Genomic DNA, 18918 nt, shown 5'->3' on the forward strand with positions numbered 1-18918 from the left:
TGCAAAGTTACAAATAAAGTCGTTCAATTGTTTATGTAAATATTTTAAAAATAGCAATGCATAACTAACAAATTGAGGATAGAATTCTTTTACATTTTGAATTTAATAAACAGCAACTTTTTTAGATACAGTCCCCTTCGATGTTTTTAGTTTTACGATGTAAATTCCCTGAGCCATTTCTTTAGTATTGATTTCAAGATTTTCTTTTTCATATTGAATTAGTGTACCTAACGAGTTTGAAACAGTCAATTCGGAAATTTCAAGGTCACTTGGTTTTGAAATGGTTATTTTTTGAGTTTTTTTGTCAAAACGGATGTATAGATTTTCAACATCAGTTAACTCGTTAGCTAAAACTTCATTCTCCTTAAATACAATGGAGAAACGATCAGAGTATTTCCCCTTGTTTAATGTTAAAGTAGTTCGGCTTCCAGTCTCTAATGGAGTAATCGTTTCAGCTAAATTATCTTTAAGGAAAACTGGGTATTCTATATTTATCCTTTCATCTATCATCAAATAAGCATTTCCTGTGTAATTCATAGAGATGGTTAGAGGAACCTCTAGGTCTACAGAAATTTCTTGAATTCCTGCAATAGCATAGGCTTGTCTATCGCCATTGAATTGGAAATATGCGTCTGTTCCATCCAAATCAAAGACCTGGCTATCATAGCCCTCTTCTTGTCCAAAAGTATTACCCTCTTTAAAAGAAACAGCAATTTGCCTATGTAAATCAAAACCATCGTCATTATTGTATTCAAACCCAAGTTTTAGAACGGGTAATTCATCATTTTGAGATTTTGATTTTTTATTATTTCCTTTGAAAAAATGTGAATTACCATTTCCAACAGGAGTATGTGTGCTAAGTGCTCTTTGTGAGTTGTTGAAGGTAATGGTTCCTCCGTTTAGACCCGCCTTTAAAAAGAAACCTTGCGCAACAGGTATATGTCTTTGTGGAGCGTGATACGTTGCATTCCCTAGCCCTGCGGTGTTGTCAATAGCTACTGTTGCTGCGGTACCTGTACTCGCGTTTCTAATCCCATAACCTCCTTCGTACTGACCCTGGGTATGATTTCCTCCATCGCCAGTGTGTTCCCAAAAGTATAGAGTAGATATTATGGATGAGTTATCCGCAAAAAACTCATCAGCATCCAAAGGTGACGGATAAGGATTACCAAGTAAAGAGTTGTGCCCTGCACTAATAGTGGTTGTATAATCACCATCATGAGGTGTACCGACAAAAGTATAGTTTTGAGCAGCTCCAGGTCCTTTTAAAATAAAAGCTTCACCGGCATCGAAAGAGCCTGTTTCTTTTTGTTGAATCCAGGAAGTTCCTGTCAATCCATTTACATAACTATAGATCCAATAGTTTGCGATGGTTAGTGAGTTTCCTCCAGAGGCAAGACTACCATTTAGGGTGCTGTAGTTTCCTGTAAATGATTGGAAGTTTATTTCATCTGGCGTAGAAGTAGCTGTTAAAGGTGTTGTTCCGTCTTTTAAAACTTCCCCTACTGTAAACATACTCGATTGTCCTAGTGTGGAAACAGGAGAGGTTAGATAATTGTATCTAAAAACAGTCTCTGCTGTGGCGGTTTGCTCAATATAAAACTTTCCATTACCTGTAACTTTAGAGGTTCCAGTATGCGTTTGGATTAATTGTGCATCTCCTAACATTTTTAAATCTCCGTCCAACTGCAAGTCGTCCGCTATTTGTAGGTATAAATTTGTGTCAACACTCAAAACGGATCCAGATTTGATCCATAGACATCCAATCTCTATATTTTCATTTAGAATTGCGTCCGCACCGCCATTGCTATCTATAGTAACTAACTCAGTATCGTCAGTATCATCCGGTGCTCCCGAGGTTTGACTTGAAGATCCGCCAGACCATGCTCCTGAACCTCCATTGGCAGATCCGTCCCATGTGATACCATTTACTTCTGTAAATGTGAAATATTTGGTTCCGTCAAAGTCGAAGGTTCCCGTTAGTTGATTGATTCCATTAATGTTACTTGTGGACAATGATACAAATTCAACATTTGTAGTTAATGCTTCATTGTCTGCTACTTTTATGGCTATTTGAATACTCGGACTTGTATCAAGGTCAGTTCTTATATCAGATTCAGGAGCTGCTATCTGCACCATACCGACAGATCCAGTTTCTACGATTTTCCATACACGATTCAGAATTTGTGAAGAACTGCATAAAACTGAAGTTGCCGTTGTTTTTCCCGTTGCGTTGTTGTTTCCCCACATCAAAAAGTCTTTGTCGGTTGTAAAAGTATTCACATTAGAGGCGTTGTCTGTTGCAATAGATCCAAGTCCAATAGTTATTAATGCATCTGAGTTTACGGATTTTGATTGTTTTTGATTTAAGTTTCTTGTTTCATCCAATCCTATTCCGGCGATGTCATTGTGATGAGCAGAATTGTCATCATAACTCCAAACTTTGGTGGATCCGTTTGAAAGTAGGTAATCTCCTTCAGTAATAGAACCACTATTATTTGTGTCATCCAATGTGAATCCATACTTAATTCCTAAATAAGATTCAATAACTTGTCTTTCTGCATCTGTGTGAGCATTTGTAAATAACATGATTTCTGCTATGCTACCATCAATAGTTCTATCATTTATATTTCTATCTCTTCCGGCATAATAGTCGGTTGTGTTATTTGAAAAATTACTTGTGAAAATTCTTGATTGTAGTTCAAAGTTATCTGGTCTATCATGACTGTTTAAATCCGTATTCAATCCATTTACAAAATTTGAATTACTATCTCTAACTTCGGTTGGAGTATAAGTTGTATTGAAAACCTGTGTATCGTCAGAGTGGCCATGACCAATATTATTACTAGTGTTGGTGAATGGAGTTGTCCACGAAGCTGTGGAAGCATCATTATAAACGATATACATTGTTCTAGGGTTCATATTTGCATTTGAAATACTTAGAACATCATTGTTTCCTGGTGTAAACGTAATTACAGGGTTAAAGTTTAATAGGTTTTGTGTAGCATCCGGCTCAGAACCACCGCTTCCCGTAAAATTATTATCATCCGTAAAGTCGTTATTGTCATTGGTGTCACTTTGATCTTGCCAGGTAGTAACAGTCGCCCCGCCGATGACACCTGAATCTGCTCTTAGCCAAAGTGTATTTCCAATTCCAGAAGTAACATCAATAGTATCATCTCTAAAATCTACATCCCCTCCAGTTAACAAGTCGGTATCAGAATCTGGTAAACCTGTAAGGTTATCAATGTTTCCGTTTACGTCTAAGTAATCATTGGACGTGTATATATTGCTATCCAAACCATTCACACCGTTTGCTCCACTTAAAGTCAGCCCCGCTTCGATAGTATCGTCTTGGCCTTCGTTATCCGAATCTGTATCTATATAATCCTCATTATCAGTCCCGTCGGTGTTTACAGGTGTTAGTCCACCTAAATAAGCGGAGTTCACTCCATTGTTGTTCTCATATGTTTGGGAATCGTCGTTGGCAGGAGGGATATAGCTATTGGTAAGTTGAGCTTCAAGGTTATCCGGAATTCCATCACCATCTGAATCTAAATCTAAATAATTTTTGATTCCATCATTATCAGTATCTAAGATGGTTCCTTCTTCAGTGTCTAGAATTCCATCGTTATCATCATCAAGGTCAACGGTATCATTTACACCATCATTGTCATTATCACCTATGCTAGTTGCATCTCTAAAGTCCACATCTCCACCAAAATTCATGTCACCGTCCGAATCTGGTAAGTTTTCTGGATCGTTTAAAATCCCGTTTACATCCGAATAATTATCAATAGTATCAATGTTGTTGTCTAAACCATTAAGTCCTACATTTCCATTTAAAGTAAGGTTTGCTTCGGTGGTATCATTACTACCTTCATTATCAGAATCTGTGTCTAGATAATCTGGGTTGTCTACACCATCTGTGTTTATAGGAGTAAGTCCTGATGGATAGGCAGTATCAACACCAGAATTATTGTAAGTCCCATTTGGAGGTATGTAGCCTATTGTTGTTTGGGCTTCTATATTATCAGGGATCCCATCTCCATCAGAGTCGAGATCTAAAAAGTCGGATATTCCATCTAAATCAGTATCTGTTGGATTGGTTAATGGGTTGTTATCATTGTCTAAATTGGCATCTTCAACAGTATCATAAATCCCATCATTATCATCATCCAAATCCACATCATTTGCAATTCCATCATCATCTGTATCAGGGAACCCACTAATTAATTTGATAAAAATAGCCGAGTCATAAGAATTATCTGTTACGTCACAGATTGCAAATTTTACATGATATGTTTCACCAGGAGTCAAACCTGTAGCTGATGCTCTTATTTTTTTAGTTATTCCATCATATTCAATGGAGAGATTTCCACTACTATTGTCTGTGAAATAAGAAGATTGCGTCAAGTCGCCGCAATTAGCTGCGTTTCCACTAGAACCAACAGAACCATTGTTTAAGTTGTTTATTGAAACGGTATTGTTTGTCCCTGGAACCAAGGCGATATTTTGCGCACCTACAATTTCATTTCCAGAAACAAAATATCCGAATACGTCATTAAAACTAGAGCATACGTATTCGTTGTATTCATCCGATGCAAATTGATAATCTATAGTAAGAACCGTTGCTTCTTCGTCTAGTTCAGCATCAAATTCAAAGATTACAGGGTCATTCATAGAACCGCTTGCAAGTGGGTCCAAATCAGTGTCATTTGTAGAGGTACCATGACTTGTTGTGCTTCCCCCGCTTGAGTTTGTAGAAAAAGATTCTGTAACGGTTCCTGTTGTTAAAATAATTCCATCATCCACCTCAAGCCCTTTACCTTGGATAGCTCCCACAAAAGTTCCTATCTGAGTTCCTTGTCCTGTCGTTATTGTTTGGTTTGTGATTGTAACTCCTGGTCCTTCAATAGAGTTTTTTAAATCGGTAGCACTTGCACCTGTTGTAAACGAAAAAGGAGTGGATTGCGTATTGTCTCGGTAGTCAATATCACCTCCTGAATTTAAATCAGCATCGGTATCCGGAAGTGTTGTAGGATCATTTAAAGAACCATTTACATCTGAATAATCATCGATTGATTCATAGTTTGAGTCCAGACCATTTGAACCGTAAATTCCAGACAAACTGTAACCGGCTTCTGTGGTGTCATTGTCTCCTTCATTGTCCGAATCGGTATCTTGGTAGTCAGGGAGTGCATCTCCTTCTGTGTTTATTGGCGTAAGTCCACCAGAATAAGCAGTGTCTAAACCATTTGCATCGTAAGAATGATTTGGTGGGATATAACTATTGGTAGCTTGAGCCTCCACATTATCTGGAATACCATCATTGTCAGAATCTAAATCTAGATAGTCGTAAATACCATCATTATCGGTGTCTTCGGGAGTACAAGACACAATGTTTTTTAGCTGATTGATTTCACTAAAAGTAAGGGACTTATCGTAATGATAGATTTCATCCATCAATCCAGTAAAATAATGTCCACTACCGGAGCCAAATGCATTGTTTGAGTTTGTAGCACCAAATCCACTTCCGTTTCCATGGTTTGTCAAAGTGGCTTCTTCAGTATCTACGGAGCCAGAAGGAATACCATCCAAATAGAGGGTTAATATTCCTGCTTCAAAAGTAGCAGCAATATGATACCATTGATTTAGGGTACTTATGGTGAATGTAGGAGTGGTGAAGATGTTAGTGGCCGTGTCATTGTTGATCGCACATTCTAGTGTTGTTCCGTTAAGTCTTATTGCAAAACCTCTACCTGTAGCACCTTCTTCTACTAAGGTTTGTTCTCCACTTAAGGATTGAGGGTAGATCCAAAAAGAATATGTAAAGTTAGCAATAGTCTGATTTAAAAATGTACCATCACTATAATGCAATATAGTTGAAGATCCATCAAACTGAAGAGAAGTACTTCCTTGAATTGCAATAGGGCTATAGACTTCTGTTATTCCAGTTTGTAGGTTGTAGGCATTGTTTGTTGAGTCATTTGTGGTGTTGTCCAAAGACCAGTAAGCATCATAACCAGATATTGGGGTACAGGTGTTTTCTACTTCATCCAAAATACCATCATTGTCATCATCCAAATCAGCCAAGTCATCAACACTGTCTGCATCATTATCAGAAGCGAAAAAAGCATAGGCGTATGTTTGTGGGGTTTTCGTATCACTTAAAATATTTTGAAGGACACTCTCTTTAAAAATAAAAGAGGTATAGTCAAAAGAATTTGGGTCTATTGGTTTTTTTGCAAAAGCACTTGAAAAGCCGAAGAAAAACAATAAATATACCAATAAAACTATTGGAGGTGAATAGGTTTTTTTGAACATTTTAAACAGGATCTTAAGGGATTCTAAAAATAAGCATTTTTTCAGAGGGTATATGTTTATTTTAATAAGTATTAACCAATGTTAATACGCGGGTTAAAGTTGTTTTTACATTTATTACTACAAGGTTTGCGTTAGTTGATTTTTTTTGAGGAGATTTTTTCGATTAAAATTATATTTTAGCGGCATTAAAAATTAAATCAATTAAATTTATATGGGAATTATTTCATTTGTAGGCTTTACTGCTTTGGTAGCGATTATAGCTTATTTGGCAACAAGGAAAAATAAACAATCAGCGGACGGATACTTTTTAGGTGGACGTAGTTTGACAGGGCCTGTTATTGCTGGTTCTTTGCTACTTACAAATCTATCAACAGAACAAATTGTAGGTTTGAATGGTGCAGCCTTTGATGAAGGGATTTTAGTGATGGCATGGGAAACATTAGCAGCAATCGCAATGGTTGTAACAGCTGTGTTTTTGTTGCCGAGGTATTTAAAAGGAGGAATTACTACAGTACCTCAATTTTTAGAGAGTAGATATGATAAATTGACTAAAACTTTGGTTTCTGGATTGTTTCTATCAGGGTATGTAGTTGTTTTGTTGCCTATTGTATTGTATTCGGGTGCTTTGGCAGTAAATACTATGTTTGATGTTCCTAAGTTGTTAGGAGTAGGGGAGTTTACAGGATTGTATATTACTGTTTTTGCAATTGGAACGATTGGAGTTTTTTATGCAGTATTTGGAGGATTGAAAGCCGTTGCCGTTTCGGATTCAATAAATGCAGTTGGGTTGTTAATTGGAGGATTGGCGATTCCTGTTTTTGGTTTGATGGCAATTGGATCTGGTAGTATTGGAGAAGGACTAGATGTTTTAGTTTCTTATTCTAAACCGTTAGGTAAGATGAATTCTTTGGGAGGACCTGAGGCATCTGTACCATTTGGAACTATATTTACCGGGATGATGTTAGTTCAGTTATTTTACTGGGGAACAAATCAAGCTATTATTCAAAGAGCCTTAGGAGCTAAAAATTTAGCTGAAGGACAAAAGGGGTTATTATATGCAGCATTTTTGAAAATTTTAGGACCTTTGATGTTAGTGCTGCCAGGTATGATTGCATTTTATATGGCACAACATCCAGAAAGCTTTAACTTTTTTGCTGCTGGAGATGCGATCAACAAAGATCAAGCGTATCCATTGTTAGTAAAGCAAGTGTTGCCGGCTAGTATGGTTGGCTTTTTTGCTGCAGTTTTGTTTGGAGCTATTTTGAGTTCATTTAACGGAGGGTTAAACAGTTCTGTTACTTTATTTGGATTGGATATTTACAAGGCTCATATCAACACAGAAGCATCAGATGCGAAAGTTGTGAAAGTGGGTAAAACATTTGGAATATTTTTAGCGATTGCTGCCATGTGCATTGCTCCTTGGCTGATCAAAGCATCTGGAGGATTGTTTGCATACTTACAAGAGGTAAACGGATGTTACTCTATTCCAATTTTTACAATTATTGTGGTTGGGTATTTGACAAAAAGAGTACCGGCTATAGCAGCAAAGATTGGATTATTTTCAGGTGTTGTATTGTATTCAATAAGTCAGTTTATTATCAAGCCTATGATGGTAAGTTCAGCAGTTGCAGATGCAAAAGCATCAGGAGTTTCCGATGCATTGGAGTTGGCAATGATTGAAAGTACTGCTTATCCACATTTCTTGCATGTAATGGCTATATTATTTGTATTGAATATTGTAATTATGCTTATCATTGGAAAATTAAAACCGAGAGAGGTTGATTTTGTTCAGGAGTACACAGAACAAGTAGATATCAAACCTTGGAGTATTTTGAAGCCTGTAAGTATTGTAATTTTAGTAATTGTAGTTGGTATTTACATCTATTTTAGCTAAGGTTTAAAAATTAAGGATAAAAAAGAGCTAGTAATTAATTTTGCTAGCTCTTTTTTATTGTTCTCATAAACATATGTTGTCAAGCGAAATAAATTTGATATATTAGTGCCGCTTAAACACTAACTTAAATTATATATTATGACAACAGGATTTCATTTTTGGGATTACTTCATTTTTGTAGCTTATGCAATTCTTATTTTAGGAGTAGGATTGTGGGTTTCTAGAGATAAAGATGGACATCAAAAAAATGCGGAAGATTATTTTTTAGCCAGTAAATCATTACCATGGTGGGCTATTGGAACATCTTTAATTGCAGCAAATATTTCAGCAGAACAATTTATTGGGATGTCTGGATCAGGATTTGCTTTAGGTTTGGCTATCGCTTCTTATGAGTGGATGGCAGCCTTAACACTTATTATCGTAGGAAAATATTTCTTACCAATATTTATTGAAAAAGGACTTTATACAATTCCGGAATTTGTTGAAAAACGATTCTCAACAAATTTGAAAACTATTTTAGCTGTTTTCTGGATTGGATTGTATGTATTTGTGAATCTTGCATCTGTATTGTATTTAGGAGGATTGGCTATTGAAACGATCATCGGTATTGATATGATGTATGCCGTAATTGGTTTGTCTCTTTTTGCTGCTGCCTATTCATTATACGGAGGATTATCTGCCGTAGCATGGACAGATATTATTCAGGTGGTTTTCTTGGTGTTAGGTGGTTTGATTACTACTTATTTGGCTTTGAATACCGTTTCTGGAGGAGAAGGAGCATGGCAAGGTATGGTAGCTGTATATGAGGCAGCTCCGGACAGATTTAACATGATTTTAGAAGAAAGTAACCCACAATATGCAAACTTACCAGGAATTGGAGTTTTAGTTGGAGGATTATGGGTAGCAAACTTATATTACTGGGGATTCAATCAATATATCATTCAACGTACCTTAGCTGCGAAATCATTAAAAGAATCTCAAAAAGGTATTTTATTGGCAGCTGCATTAAAGTTGATCATTCCTTTTATTGTTGTAATTCCTGGAATTGCAGCATATGTGATTGTTAATGACCCTGAATTGATGGCTAGCTTAGGAGAGGTTGGGAAATTAAATATGCCAAGTGTAGATGCTGCTGATAAAGCATATCCTTGGTTGTTACAATTCTTGCCAACTGGATTGAAAGGAATTGCATTTGCAGCATTGGCCGCAGCAATTGTATCTTCATTGGCTTCTATGTTGAATTCAACATCTACGATCTTTACAATGGATATTTATAAGCAATACATTAACAAAGAGGCAAACGATAAAACAACGGTAAATGTTGGTCGTATCTCAGCAGCGGTTGCCTTGGCAATTGCAGCAGTAATGGCTCCTTTATTAGGTGGTATTGATCAAGCATTCCAGTTTATTCAAGAATACACAGGTATTGTAAGTCCAGGTATCTTGGGTGTATTTATGTTAGGATTGTTCTGGAAAAAGACAACAAACAAAGCTGCTATCTGGGGAGCATTATTATCAATTCCAGTGGCCGTATTGTTTAAAATGACGAGCATGCCTTGGATGGACCAAATGGGATTGACTACTTTGGTGACGATGGCCATTATTATTGCAATTAGCTTCTTGCAAAATAAAGGTCAGGATGATGAAAAAGGAATTGATTTGACTAAAGGTGTATTTAATACTTCGCCATTATTTAATATAGGTTCTTTTGCAATTATGATTGTGCTAGTTGCATTGTATGCGATGTTCTGGTAAAAGAAGAAAATAGAATAAAATATAAAAGCCACTCAAGTTATTGAGTGGCTTTTTTTATGTTAGATAAAATGGAAGAAAATTTATTCTTCTACCTCTTCTTCAAGTTCTTCTTCTAATGCTTCACTTTCTGTTTCTTCAGCTACTTCCTCAAAAGAGTCACTTGGTTCTAAAGGACGTAAGTTTTCAGGAACTTCTTCGTTTAAAGGTGCTTCTTCTTCACCATCATAATAAGGGAATACATCAAGTATAGGAGATTCAACAACACTTGGTATTTCGTAATTACTTACCGTGTCCGTTAAACTAGCAGCCAATACATCATACGCGTCTTTTACATCATTGGCTTGAACTAAAATATAAGAGTTTGCTCTTTTTTCAGATCCTTTTTCTTCGTCTATAGTGATGCATGATAATTTACACTTAAACCATCTATCTCCTGCTTCATTTGGGCAAATTTCAGCAAAGTTTGCCACCTTGATGTTTGTAATTTTAAACTCTGTAGAAATGTACTGTACCATTTCCTCATTTACCCTAGCTTCTGCTTCTGTAAAAGACATTGCGTCAAATAAATAGGGCTGGTTGAATGTTTTTACTCTATCATCTTCGTCAATTCTGCTATATTTTATTTTACATTCGTACCACATAGTTGTTTGATTTATAGTTAAAAATTTGAAGAGCAAATATAAACTTTTGGCCTAAATAGTACTCGTATGAAGTCTAAAATATTTATTAAGAATATGTTTATAAATCACCACCAGGTAATGAAGAGTTTGTGAGTCTCATTTTTTACGTTTTTTCTCCAAATAAGCGGTGCTCTTTTTTGCAGCATTAAACTTTGGAGTTCTTCAATGATTTCTGGAAAAAGATACCAATTCTCATTCGTTTTTGGGTTGCATAACCAATTCTGTTTGCTCGGTATATAGAACTCTGAATCAGTAAAAGGATTCGTTTTGAATTCTTCAAAAGATACATAATATCCACAGATGGCATTTTCGTTGATTTCTGGAAAAAGATCATGCTCTAAAGAAAGAGGTATAAAAAGCTGAGCTTTGAATAAAATTGCTTGGCTAATGGTGGACATGTCCAGATTTATTTTGTCTTTGGTTTCCTGCTTGAAAAGTAAGGGGAATTGATGGGAACTTAGTTTGTTGATTTTTTTTGATAGGTTATCATCCCTATTAGGACCGATCCATTTCTCAATATTATTTCCTGTAATATTTGGGTCGTATAAATAGAATTTATAAGCTATTTCTACATGTGTTATTTTTTTTGAATTCGTATCCTGTATAATGATATCCAATTCACCAATGGTTCTTCTTTCTTTCTGCACTTGAATATTCTCAAAACAAATATCAAATGTTTTTGTTGCTTTGAGCTCCGATTGAAAAAAAACTTCCACTCGCTTTCCAAGCATTAGTGTCTTGCTAATTGTAAAGTCAGGGATACCAGATGTTATGGGAAGATGGAATAATTCCTGTTCAAAAGGATTGTTTTTAGTTGTGAAAATAGAAGGGGTTTCTTTATAACCTTGGTATTGTAAATTATGGATTCTTTTTTCGTCCAATAGAATAATAGTTTGAGTAAGATGAAAGTACTTAGGTACTACGAAGATAGTTTTTTATCATTACTTTTGTAGGAAATACGGAACAGAGACATATGCCTGAATTAATTAAAATATATGAGCAAAATATCGATCCAAGACAAATACAAAAAGCGGTAGATGTTTTGAGAAAAGGTGGATTGATTATTTATCCCACGGATACTGTTTATGGTTTGGGGTGTGATATTACCAATAAAAGTGCTTTGCAAAAAATAGCTCAAATTAAAGGAGTTAAATTAGAGAAATCTAATTTTTCTTTTATCTGCAAAGATTTAAGTAACCTATCTGATTATGTAAAGCAAATAGATTCTTCAACCTTTAAATTACTTAAAAGAGCCTTGCCTGGCGCTTATACTTTTGTATTGCCTGGGAGTAAAACCTTACCCAACGCTTTTAAAAATAAAAAAACAGTGGGGATTAGAGTTCCGGATAATGCCATTGCAATTGAGTTAGTTTCCTTGTTGGGAAACCCTATTGTATCGACGTCAATTCATGATGAGGATGAGGTGTTAGAGTATACTACAGATCCGGAATTGATTTATGAAAAATGGCAATCTAAGGTTGATGTTGTTATTGACGGTGGTTATGGTGACAACCATGCCTCAACGGTTATTGATTTAACAGGGGATGAACCAGAAGTTATTAGAGAAGGGAAGGGTAGTTTGGATGTTCTTTAGGTTTGTGATTTTAAAATAACGGGTTGATTTCAGCATTAGGTATTTTAGTGTAACCTTGACTTTTGAACATTGTTTTTCTAAGGGGTTTCCATTTCTTTAGATATTTTTCAACAAAGCGTTTTTCCTGTTCAGCAGATTTAATTAAGTCTGGTAACCTGTCTTTTTCAAAATTTAGATGTTTGTTTAATTCAACATCTGTGGATGATATTTCTAATAGAGGATCTTTACATGCATTGAAGGCTTTACATGCGTTATCAACTAATTCTTTAATTTCAGAATCGTCCAATTTAGGAGTTTCAAATCGATTGTTTTTAGAGAATATATAATCGTTATAATTCTCTATAGCATAATTCAAAGTGTCAATAACCTTTGAGAATTTAAGATGTGCAATATGGTTCAAGTTCCAAGCCAGTTCTTCTCTTGTTGTTTTATTGGTGATGCCGCATTGAATCATTCTACGGTTTTCTTGCTCAACTTGTTTTATCTCATCAAGTGATTTATGTTCTTTTATTATTTTTTCAAATGGATAGTTGTCATTTCCATTGAGTCTTTCAAAATTCTTTTCGTTAAATTCAATTTGCCTAATAGGATTGGGTAAGAATTGCCAAATAGGGTCAAATGGGATATGTGTTTTTATGAAATTTTCAGGTTTGATTAAAAAATATTTATCACTAAAATGTCTAACATATCTGTCTTCTTTAATATAACCTGCTGACCAAGTAGTGTCGATAAAATAGTATTCTGAATCGATCTTAATGGCATTCCAAGCATGACCTACATCGGCGATTTCTCCTTTGTAATTTCTTGTGTAGCCTGACACAATAAAAGTATTTAAACCTACCGATTTTGTCATGTCTAGAAATAAATCAGCATAATGTTGACAAACTCCTGATCGTTTTTTTAAAACATAGTTGACGAAATCTTTTGAGCCTGTGTATTTAGGAAGGTTTTCTAACATTTGATAATCATAACTTATGTTATGTGTAATCCAAATGTATATGGCCCTTGCTTTTTCGGTGTCAGAATGTAAGTCCTTTGTCAGTGCAGATGCAATTTGTTTCGAGGTGTAAAGTGAATAATCTACTTTTTTCGAAGCATTGTCAATTAAAGTGTAATCTGTTTGGGTATAACTATAACTACTAATATGAATTAGTAAAATAAATGCAATCTTTTTTATCATAGCAATATGATGGTTTCTAGCTATTTTTACTAGGCAATTATAGATTTTTTGATTTTCTGATGTTTAAAACAAAGTGACTCCACACAATACTTGTAGTGTTGTAATATTTTAAATTATTATGTTTAAAGTTTCTTTTGGAAATCATTTTTTTTAGATTTCCGTAAAAGCTCATATGAGACTTGATGATCGCAACCATGTGAATTGGTCTTCCTTGTAGTGTAAATCTTATTCCTGCCACTGCGTCCAATATCATTCTAATAAAAATATAAAGCACAACTTTGTTAGCAGGTAAGTTTTTCAATAGAGAATATAAGCTGTTTCTGAAGTTTAGAAATGTCTTAAATGAATTTGCTTCACTCAGCGTAGCTCCACCTACATGGTATACTGCAGAAGTTCCAACATATTTGATGTCGTATCCTAAATTGCTGGTTCTCCAACACAAATCAATTTCCTCTTGATGGGCAAAATAATCTTCATCAAAACCTTTTAATTGATGGTAAATTTCCGATTTGATAAAAAAACAAGCCCCTGACGCCCAATTGATTTTTATAGTATCATCATACTGTCCTTTGTCTTTTTCTAAGGAATTGAAAATTCTTCCTCTGCAATATGGATAGCCTAAAATATCCAAGAATCCACCTGCGGCTCCAGCATATTCAAACTTCTTTTTGTTTTTAAAATCTAAGATTTTTGGTTGGATAATCCCTGTCTTTGGGTTTTTCTCAAATTCGTCTAGAATTGGATCTAGCCAATTTTCTGTGACCGAAACATCTGAATTGACCAACGCATAAATAGGAGTTTCTATATGTTGTAGAGCATCATTGTATCCTTTGGCAAAACCACCATTTTCAGAATTAGAAACAATATGTACAGAAGGGAAATTTTTTTTGATAAAAGAAACAGAATCGTCCGTAGAAGCATTGTCAGCGACATAAATAGAGGCATTTGCACTATATTTAATAATAGATGGTAAAAATTCTTCTAATAATTTTTTACCATTCCAATTTAGTATGACTACTGCAATATTCATTCTTAATAAATTACCCTAAAGGTAAATAGCGATTGTTTCAAAAGTTGATTGCAAACATACTTTAAAAATGCGAGTATTGTTCCATTCTAGATTGTTAAAAGAAATAGAAATGTACTATTTATAGGAAGGTATGTCTTTTAAAAAAGTATAGGCTTCTTTTTTATGATCAATTTGACAATAAAAATGAGAAAGACCGTTGGTGACAATTAGATAATTGGCATTTAATTTTAGGTTGTATCTTGCAATTTGATCAAAAGTACTTTGGGTGATTTCTACAGAAGGAGCTTTGCATTCTACAATAATATCTGGCAGTCCTTGTTTGTTGAAAATCAAAATATCGGTTCTTTTTTTTAAGCCATTTACTGTAAGTTGTTTTTCAACTGACATAATTGATTCGGGATAGTTTTTTTCTTTTCTTAAATAGGAAACAAAATGTTGACGCACCCATTCTTCTGGGGTCAAAACAATGTATTTTTTTCTAAGGTTATCAAAAATGAATCGCTTATTTTCGCTACTTTTGATTTTGAATTTGCAAGGAGGCAAGTTTAAAATAGTCATAAAACAAAACTAAGTTTTTTAGAGGAGAAGCAGGAAGCTTTTTCTAAAAAATAGAGACGCATGAATGAGGTAAATCAAATTGTATCAGATATTAAAAGTGGTAATGCCAAACCCATTTATATTTTAATGGGAGAGGAATCCTACTACATTGATAAAATATCAGATTATATTGAAAATAATGTTTTGACAGAGGAAGAACGTGGTTTCAATCAGGTCGTTTTGTATGGAAGAGATGTCACAGTCGATGAAATTGTATCACAGGCAAAGCGATTTCCTATGATGGCAGAGAAAACTGTAATTATTGTAAAAGAAGCGCAGGATCTTTCGAGGACTATTGAAAAACTAGTTTCCTATGTAGAAAATGTGCAGCCTACTACAGTATTGGTTATTAATTATAAGTACAAAACTTTAGACAAACGTAAAAAACTGAACAAACTTGCTTCTAAGGTTGGGGTGGTGTTTGAGAGTAAAAAGTTATACGAGAATCAGGTTGCAGATTGGATTCGTAAAGTTTTGAATGGAAGAAATTATCAGATGGAACCCAAAGCAGCCCAAATGTTGGTTGAGTTTTTGGGAACTGATTTAAGTAAAATTAGTAATGAATTGGATAAACTGGTGTTAATTTTACCAGAGGGAACTATTATCAACCCAATTCATATAGAAGAGAATATTGGGATCAGTAAAGATTTTAATAATTTTGAACTGAGAAAGGCGGTGGGGAATAGAAACGTTGTCAAGGCCAATCAGATCATTAATTATTTTTCAAACAATCCTAAAAGCAATCCAACAGTAATGACAGTTTCTTTGTTGAATAGTTATTTTACACAGTTGTTAATGTATCATGGATTGCAAGATAAATCCAAAGCAAATGTGGCGAAGAATCTAGGAGTGAGTCCGTATTTTGTGGATGACTATGTCGGTGCTTCTAGAAATTACCCCATGAGAAAAGTATCTCAGGTTATTGGTTTTTTGCGAGAAGCTGATGTAAAAAGTAAAGGGGTCGGTGCCTCCATCTCTCAGAATGATTTATTGAAAGAATTATTGTTTAAAATAATGCATTAATATTTTTAACATGCTGCGCAGTATATTTTTTTGTTTGATTCTTTTTTCCTTGAATGCTATGGGACAGCAGTCCATAAATCAATTAGATGCTAATGGAAAAAAAACGGGTGTTTGGATGAAAAAATATTCTAATGGAAACATTCGTTATAAAGGTCAGTTTATTAACGATAAAGAAGTTGGTGTTTTTAAGTTTTACTCTGAAGGCTATTCAAGTCGACCTGTAATTATAAAGACCTATAGTTCACAAAAATCACTTTGCAAGGTTGAGTTTTTTACAAATACTGGCGTTAGACAAAGTGTGGGAGATATGATAGGGAGACTTCGCACAGGCAAATGGCTTTATTACGACAATACTGGACAAAAAGTAATCTTAGAAGAGAACTATCTAAACGATACGCTCTCTGGCGAAAAAAAAATCTATTATCAAGATGGTTCCTTAACAGAGGTAAGTCATTATAAAAATGGAAAATTGCACGGAGAAAGTTTGCGCTATACGGATCAAGGTAAGCTTATAGAAAAGGTGCCTTATGAGGAAGGGGAAATCCATGGGGAAATTTTTTATTACCACAATGACGGAGTCATAAGAGAAACTGGTTTTTATGATCATGGAAAACGAGTGGGGCGATGGGAATTTTATATTGATGGAGAACTTGCAGGCTTTGAAGAACCCAATAAAAAAGTTGCAAAAGAGCCTGTTTCTTTAGAGGAAATCAACAGTAGAAAAAAGAAAAAATAAGTTACTTCCATTATTTTTCAAGCTTTTTTACAAAGCCTTTTTTTCAAATACTATTCCGTATCTTTGCAGTCTTAAATTTTGAAGAAAATGAAACGTGTAGTTGTTGGACTTTCCGGAGGAGTAGATAGTAGTGTTGCTGCTTATTTGTTGCAGAAACAAGGGTACGAAGTTATTGGCTTGTTTATGAAGAACTGGCATGATGATTCTGTAACGATATCTAATGAATGTCCATGGCTAGAAGATAGTAACGATGCAATGATCGTTGCTGAAAAACTAGGAATTCCTTTTCAAGTAGTGGATTTAAGTGAGCAATACAAAGATCGTATTGTAGATTATATGTTCCGAGAATATGAAATGGGACGCACTCCAAATCCAGATGTTTTATGTAACAGAGAGATTAAGTTTGATGTGTTTATGAAAATAGCCTTGGACTTAGGGGCAGATTATGTTGCAACAGGACATTATTGTAGAAAAGGGACTTTGGAGAAAGAAGGATCAGAGGTGTATCAGTTGTTAGCAGGTAAAGATGGGAATAAAGATCAATCCTATTTTCTATGTCAATTATCACAAGAGCAATTGTCTAAAGCGCTTTTTCCAATTGGTGAATTGACAAAACCGGAGGTAAGAGAAATAGCAAAAGAACTTGACTTGGTTACTGCCGATAAAAAGGATTCTCAAGGTTTATGCTTTATTGGTAAAGTGAGATTGCCAGAGTTTTTACAGCAAAAACTACAGCCAAAAGAAGGGGTTATAGTAACTATTCCTGCTGAGTTGGAAGCATATAATAGAGCCATACCAGAATTTTCTAATAAAGAAGAAGAATTAGCATTTTTTAGCAGCAAATATAAATACGCCATCTCTGATGGAAAAACGGTGGCGAAGCATCAAGGTGCTCATTATTTTACCAAAGGACAACGTAAAGGTTTGGCTGTTGGTGGGACTGTGGAGCCTTTGTTCGTGATAGATACCGATGTTCAGGAGAATGTAATTTATGCAGGAGAAGGTAAAAATCACCCGGGGCTGTATCGTAAGGTTTTATTTGTTTCAAATGAAGAACTGCATTGGATTCGAGAGGATTTGGCATTAAAAGATGGAGAATCTTTAGAGGTTCAAGCTCGAATAAGATATAGACAAACCTTAGAGCCAGCAACTCTTTATAAAGTAACAGATGGATTGTATGTTGAATTTAAGAATCCTCAATCAGCGATTACTGAAGGTCAATTTGTTGCTTGGTATTTAGAGGATGATTTGGCGGGTTCAGGAGTAATTTCATAAATATAGAATACATGAAGCATTGGATTCAGGCAGCTAGGTTAAGAACCTTGCCGTTATCGTTATCAGGGATTATTTTAGGGGCTTGTTTGGCAACCAAATACGATAGTTTTGATCTTTGGATTTTTGTTTTTTCTATTTTAACCACTATCGGTTTTCAGGTGTTGTCAAATTTCGCAAATGATTATGGTGATGGGGTTAAAGGAACAGACAATGAAAACAGAATTGGTCCAGAAAGAGCCTTGCAAAGTGGTGCCATAACTCCGAAACAAATGCTGAGAGGTATTTATATTACTGTTGCTTTGACTTTAGCGGTTGCTTTGGTACTTATATATTTAGCTTTTGGTGTTGAGAATTTTGGATTTTCTGTTTTGTTCTTTTTTCTTGGTTTGGCTAGTATTGCTGCCGCAATTAAATATACTATGGGAAAAAATGCCTACGGTTACAGCGGACTTGGAGATGTTTTTGTTTTTGCTTTTTTTGGCTTGTTGAGCGTTGTAGGTAGTTTGTTTTTGTATACAAAAACAGTTGAGATCAATACTTTTTTACCGGCATTCTCTATTGGGTTTTTAAGCGCTGCGGTGCTTAATTTGAATAACATGAGGGATAGAGAATCGGACATCTTATCAAATAAAAATACGTTGGTTGTGAAAATGGGGGCTGAAAAAGCAAAGCAATATCATTATTCTTTATTGATTTTGGCTTTTGTTGCAGCTTTGGTTTATGTGGTTTCAGATTATCATAGTCCGAATCAGTTGTTATTCTTGATTGCTTTTGTTCCAATTGCTTTGCACTTTGTGCGAGTGGTTAAAAATAAAGAAGCAGGAAAA

At 35.0% G+C, this 18918-nt stretch carries 13 protein-coding genes; 7 read left to right on the plus strand and 6 right to left on the minus strand.

Going from position 1 to position 18918, the window contains the following annotated elements; all coding sequences use genetic code 11:
* Window positions 1-102: 102 nt before the first annotated feature.
* Entirely contained in the window at window positions 103-6327 is a 6225-nt protein-coding gene (locus tag P8H68_RS13160) for a choice-of-anchor L domain-containing protein (protein ID WP_300326076.1), read from the minus strand.
* Window positions 6328-6538: 211 nt separating this feature from the next.
* Here P8H68_RS13160 and P8H68_RS13165 point away from each other — a divergent pair, with 211 nt between their 5' ends.
* Both P8H68_RS13165 and P8H68_RS13170 read left to right on the plus strand, forming a co-directional pair.
* A complete protein-coding gene (locus P8H68_RS13165; protein WP_300326079.1) occupies window positions 6539-8221 on the plus strand; it encodes a solute:sodium symporter family transporter in 1683 nt (560 codons plus the stop codon).
* 138 nt (window positions 8222-8359) lie between these two features.
* The gene (locus tag P8H68_RS13170; protein ID WP_300326082.1) at window positions 8360-9976 is read left to right on the plus strand and encodes a sodium/sugar symporter; all 1617 of its coding nucleotides are present in this window, start codon (window positions 8360-8362) and stop codon (window positions 9974-9976) included.
* Between the two features lie 80 nt (window positions 9977-10056).
* On the opposite strand, the gene P8H68_RS13175 is transcribed toward P8H68_RS13170, so the two are convergent.
* The gene (locus P8H68_RS13175) at window positions 10057-10617 is read right to left on the minus strand and encodes a DUF4494 domain-containing protein (protein ID WP_300326085.1); all 561 of its coding nucleotides are present in this window, start codon (window positions 10615-10617) and stop codon (window positions 10057-10059) included.
* A gap of 104 nt (window positions 10618-10721) precedes the next feature.
* The gene (locus P8H68_RS13180) at window positions 10722-11537 is read right to left on the minus strand and encodes a DUF1853 family protein (protein WP_300326088.1); all 816 of its coding nucleotides are present in this window, start codon (window positions 11535-11537) and stop codon (window positions 10722-10724) included.
* 92 nt (window positions 11538-11629) lie between these two features.
* Here P8H68_RS13180 and P8H68_RS13185 point away from each other — a divergent pair, with 92 nt between their 5' ends.
* Window positions 11630-12250 (plus strand): L-threonylcarbamoyladenylate synthase, encoded by a 621-nt coding sequence (locus tag P8H68_RS13185; RefSeq protein ID WP_300326091.1) that lies wholly within the window; start codon window positions 11630-11632, stop codon window positions 12248-12250.
* Window positions 12251-12260: 10 nt separating this feature from the next.
* Here P8H68_RS13185 and P8H68_RS13190 read toward each other — a convergent pair whose 3' ends face one another.
* The 3 genes from P8H68_RS13190 to P8H68_RS13200 form a co-directional block, all read right to left on the minus strand.
* Window positions 12261-13430: a transglutaminase domain-containing protein gene (locus P8H68_RS13190; RefSeq protein ID WP_300326093.1), complete on the minus strand. Its 1170-nt coding sequence runs from the start codon at window positions 13428-13430 to the stop codon at window positions 12261-12263.
* A 37-nt stretch (window positions 13431-13467) separates the two neighbouring features.
* The gene (locus tag P8H68_RS13195; protein ID WP_300326095.1) at window positions 13468-14460 is read right to left on the minus strand and encodes a glycosyltransferase family 2 protein; all 993 of its coding nucleotides are present in this window, start codon (window positions 14458-14460) and stop codon (window positions 13468-13470) included.
* A gap of 114 nt (window positions 14461-14574) precedes the next feature.
* The gene (locus P8H68_RS13200; RefSeq protein WP_300326098.1) at window positions 14575-15018 is read right to left on the minus strand and encodes a type I restriction enzyme HsdR N-terminal domain-containing protein; all 444 of its coding nucleotides are present in this window, start codon (window positions 15016-15018) and stop codon (window positions 14575-14577) included.
* Window positions 15019-15078: 60 nt separating this feature from the next.
* On the opposite strand from P8H68_RS13200, the gene holA reads away from it, so the two are divergent.
* The 4 genes from holA to menA form a co-directional block, all read left to right on the plus strand.
* Entirely contained in the window at window positions 15079-16080 is a 1002-nt protein-coding gene (holA, locus tag P8H68_RS13205; RefSeq protein ID WP_300326100.1) for a DNA polymerase III subunit delta, read from the plus strand.
* A gap of 10 nt (window positions 16081-16090) precedes the next feature.
* Window positions 16091-16816 carry a toxin-antitoxin system YwqK family antitoxin gene (locus P8H68_RS13210; RefSeq protein ID WP_300326103.1) on the plus strand — a complete coding sequence of 242 codons (726 nt, stop codon included), beginning with the start codon at window positions 16091-16093 and terminating at the stop codon, window positions 16814-16816.
* 87 nt (window positions 16817-16903) lie between these two features.
* The gene (gene mnmA, locus P8H68_RS13215; protein WP_300326105.1) at window positions 16904-18091 is read left to right on the plus strand and encodes a tRNA 2-thiouridine(34) synthase MnmA; all 1188 of its coding nucleotides are present in this window, start codon (window positions 16904-16906) and stop codon (window positions 18089-18091) included.
* 11 nt (window positions 18092-18102) lie between these two features.
* The coding region (gene menA, locus P8H68_RS13220; protein WP_300326108.1) for a 1,4-dihydroxy-2-naphthoate octaprenyltransferase at window positions 18103-18918 on the plus strand (816 nt) is incomplete at its 3' end.

This window comes from Flavicella sp. (genome assembly GCF_029238425.1).
Taxonomy (GTDB): domain Bacteria; phylum Bacteroidota; class Bacteroidia; order Flavobacteriales; family Flavobacteriaceae; genus Flavicella.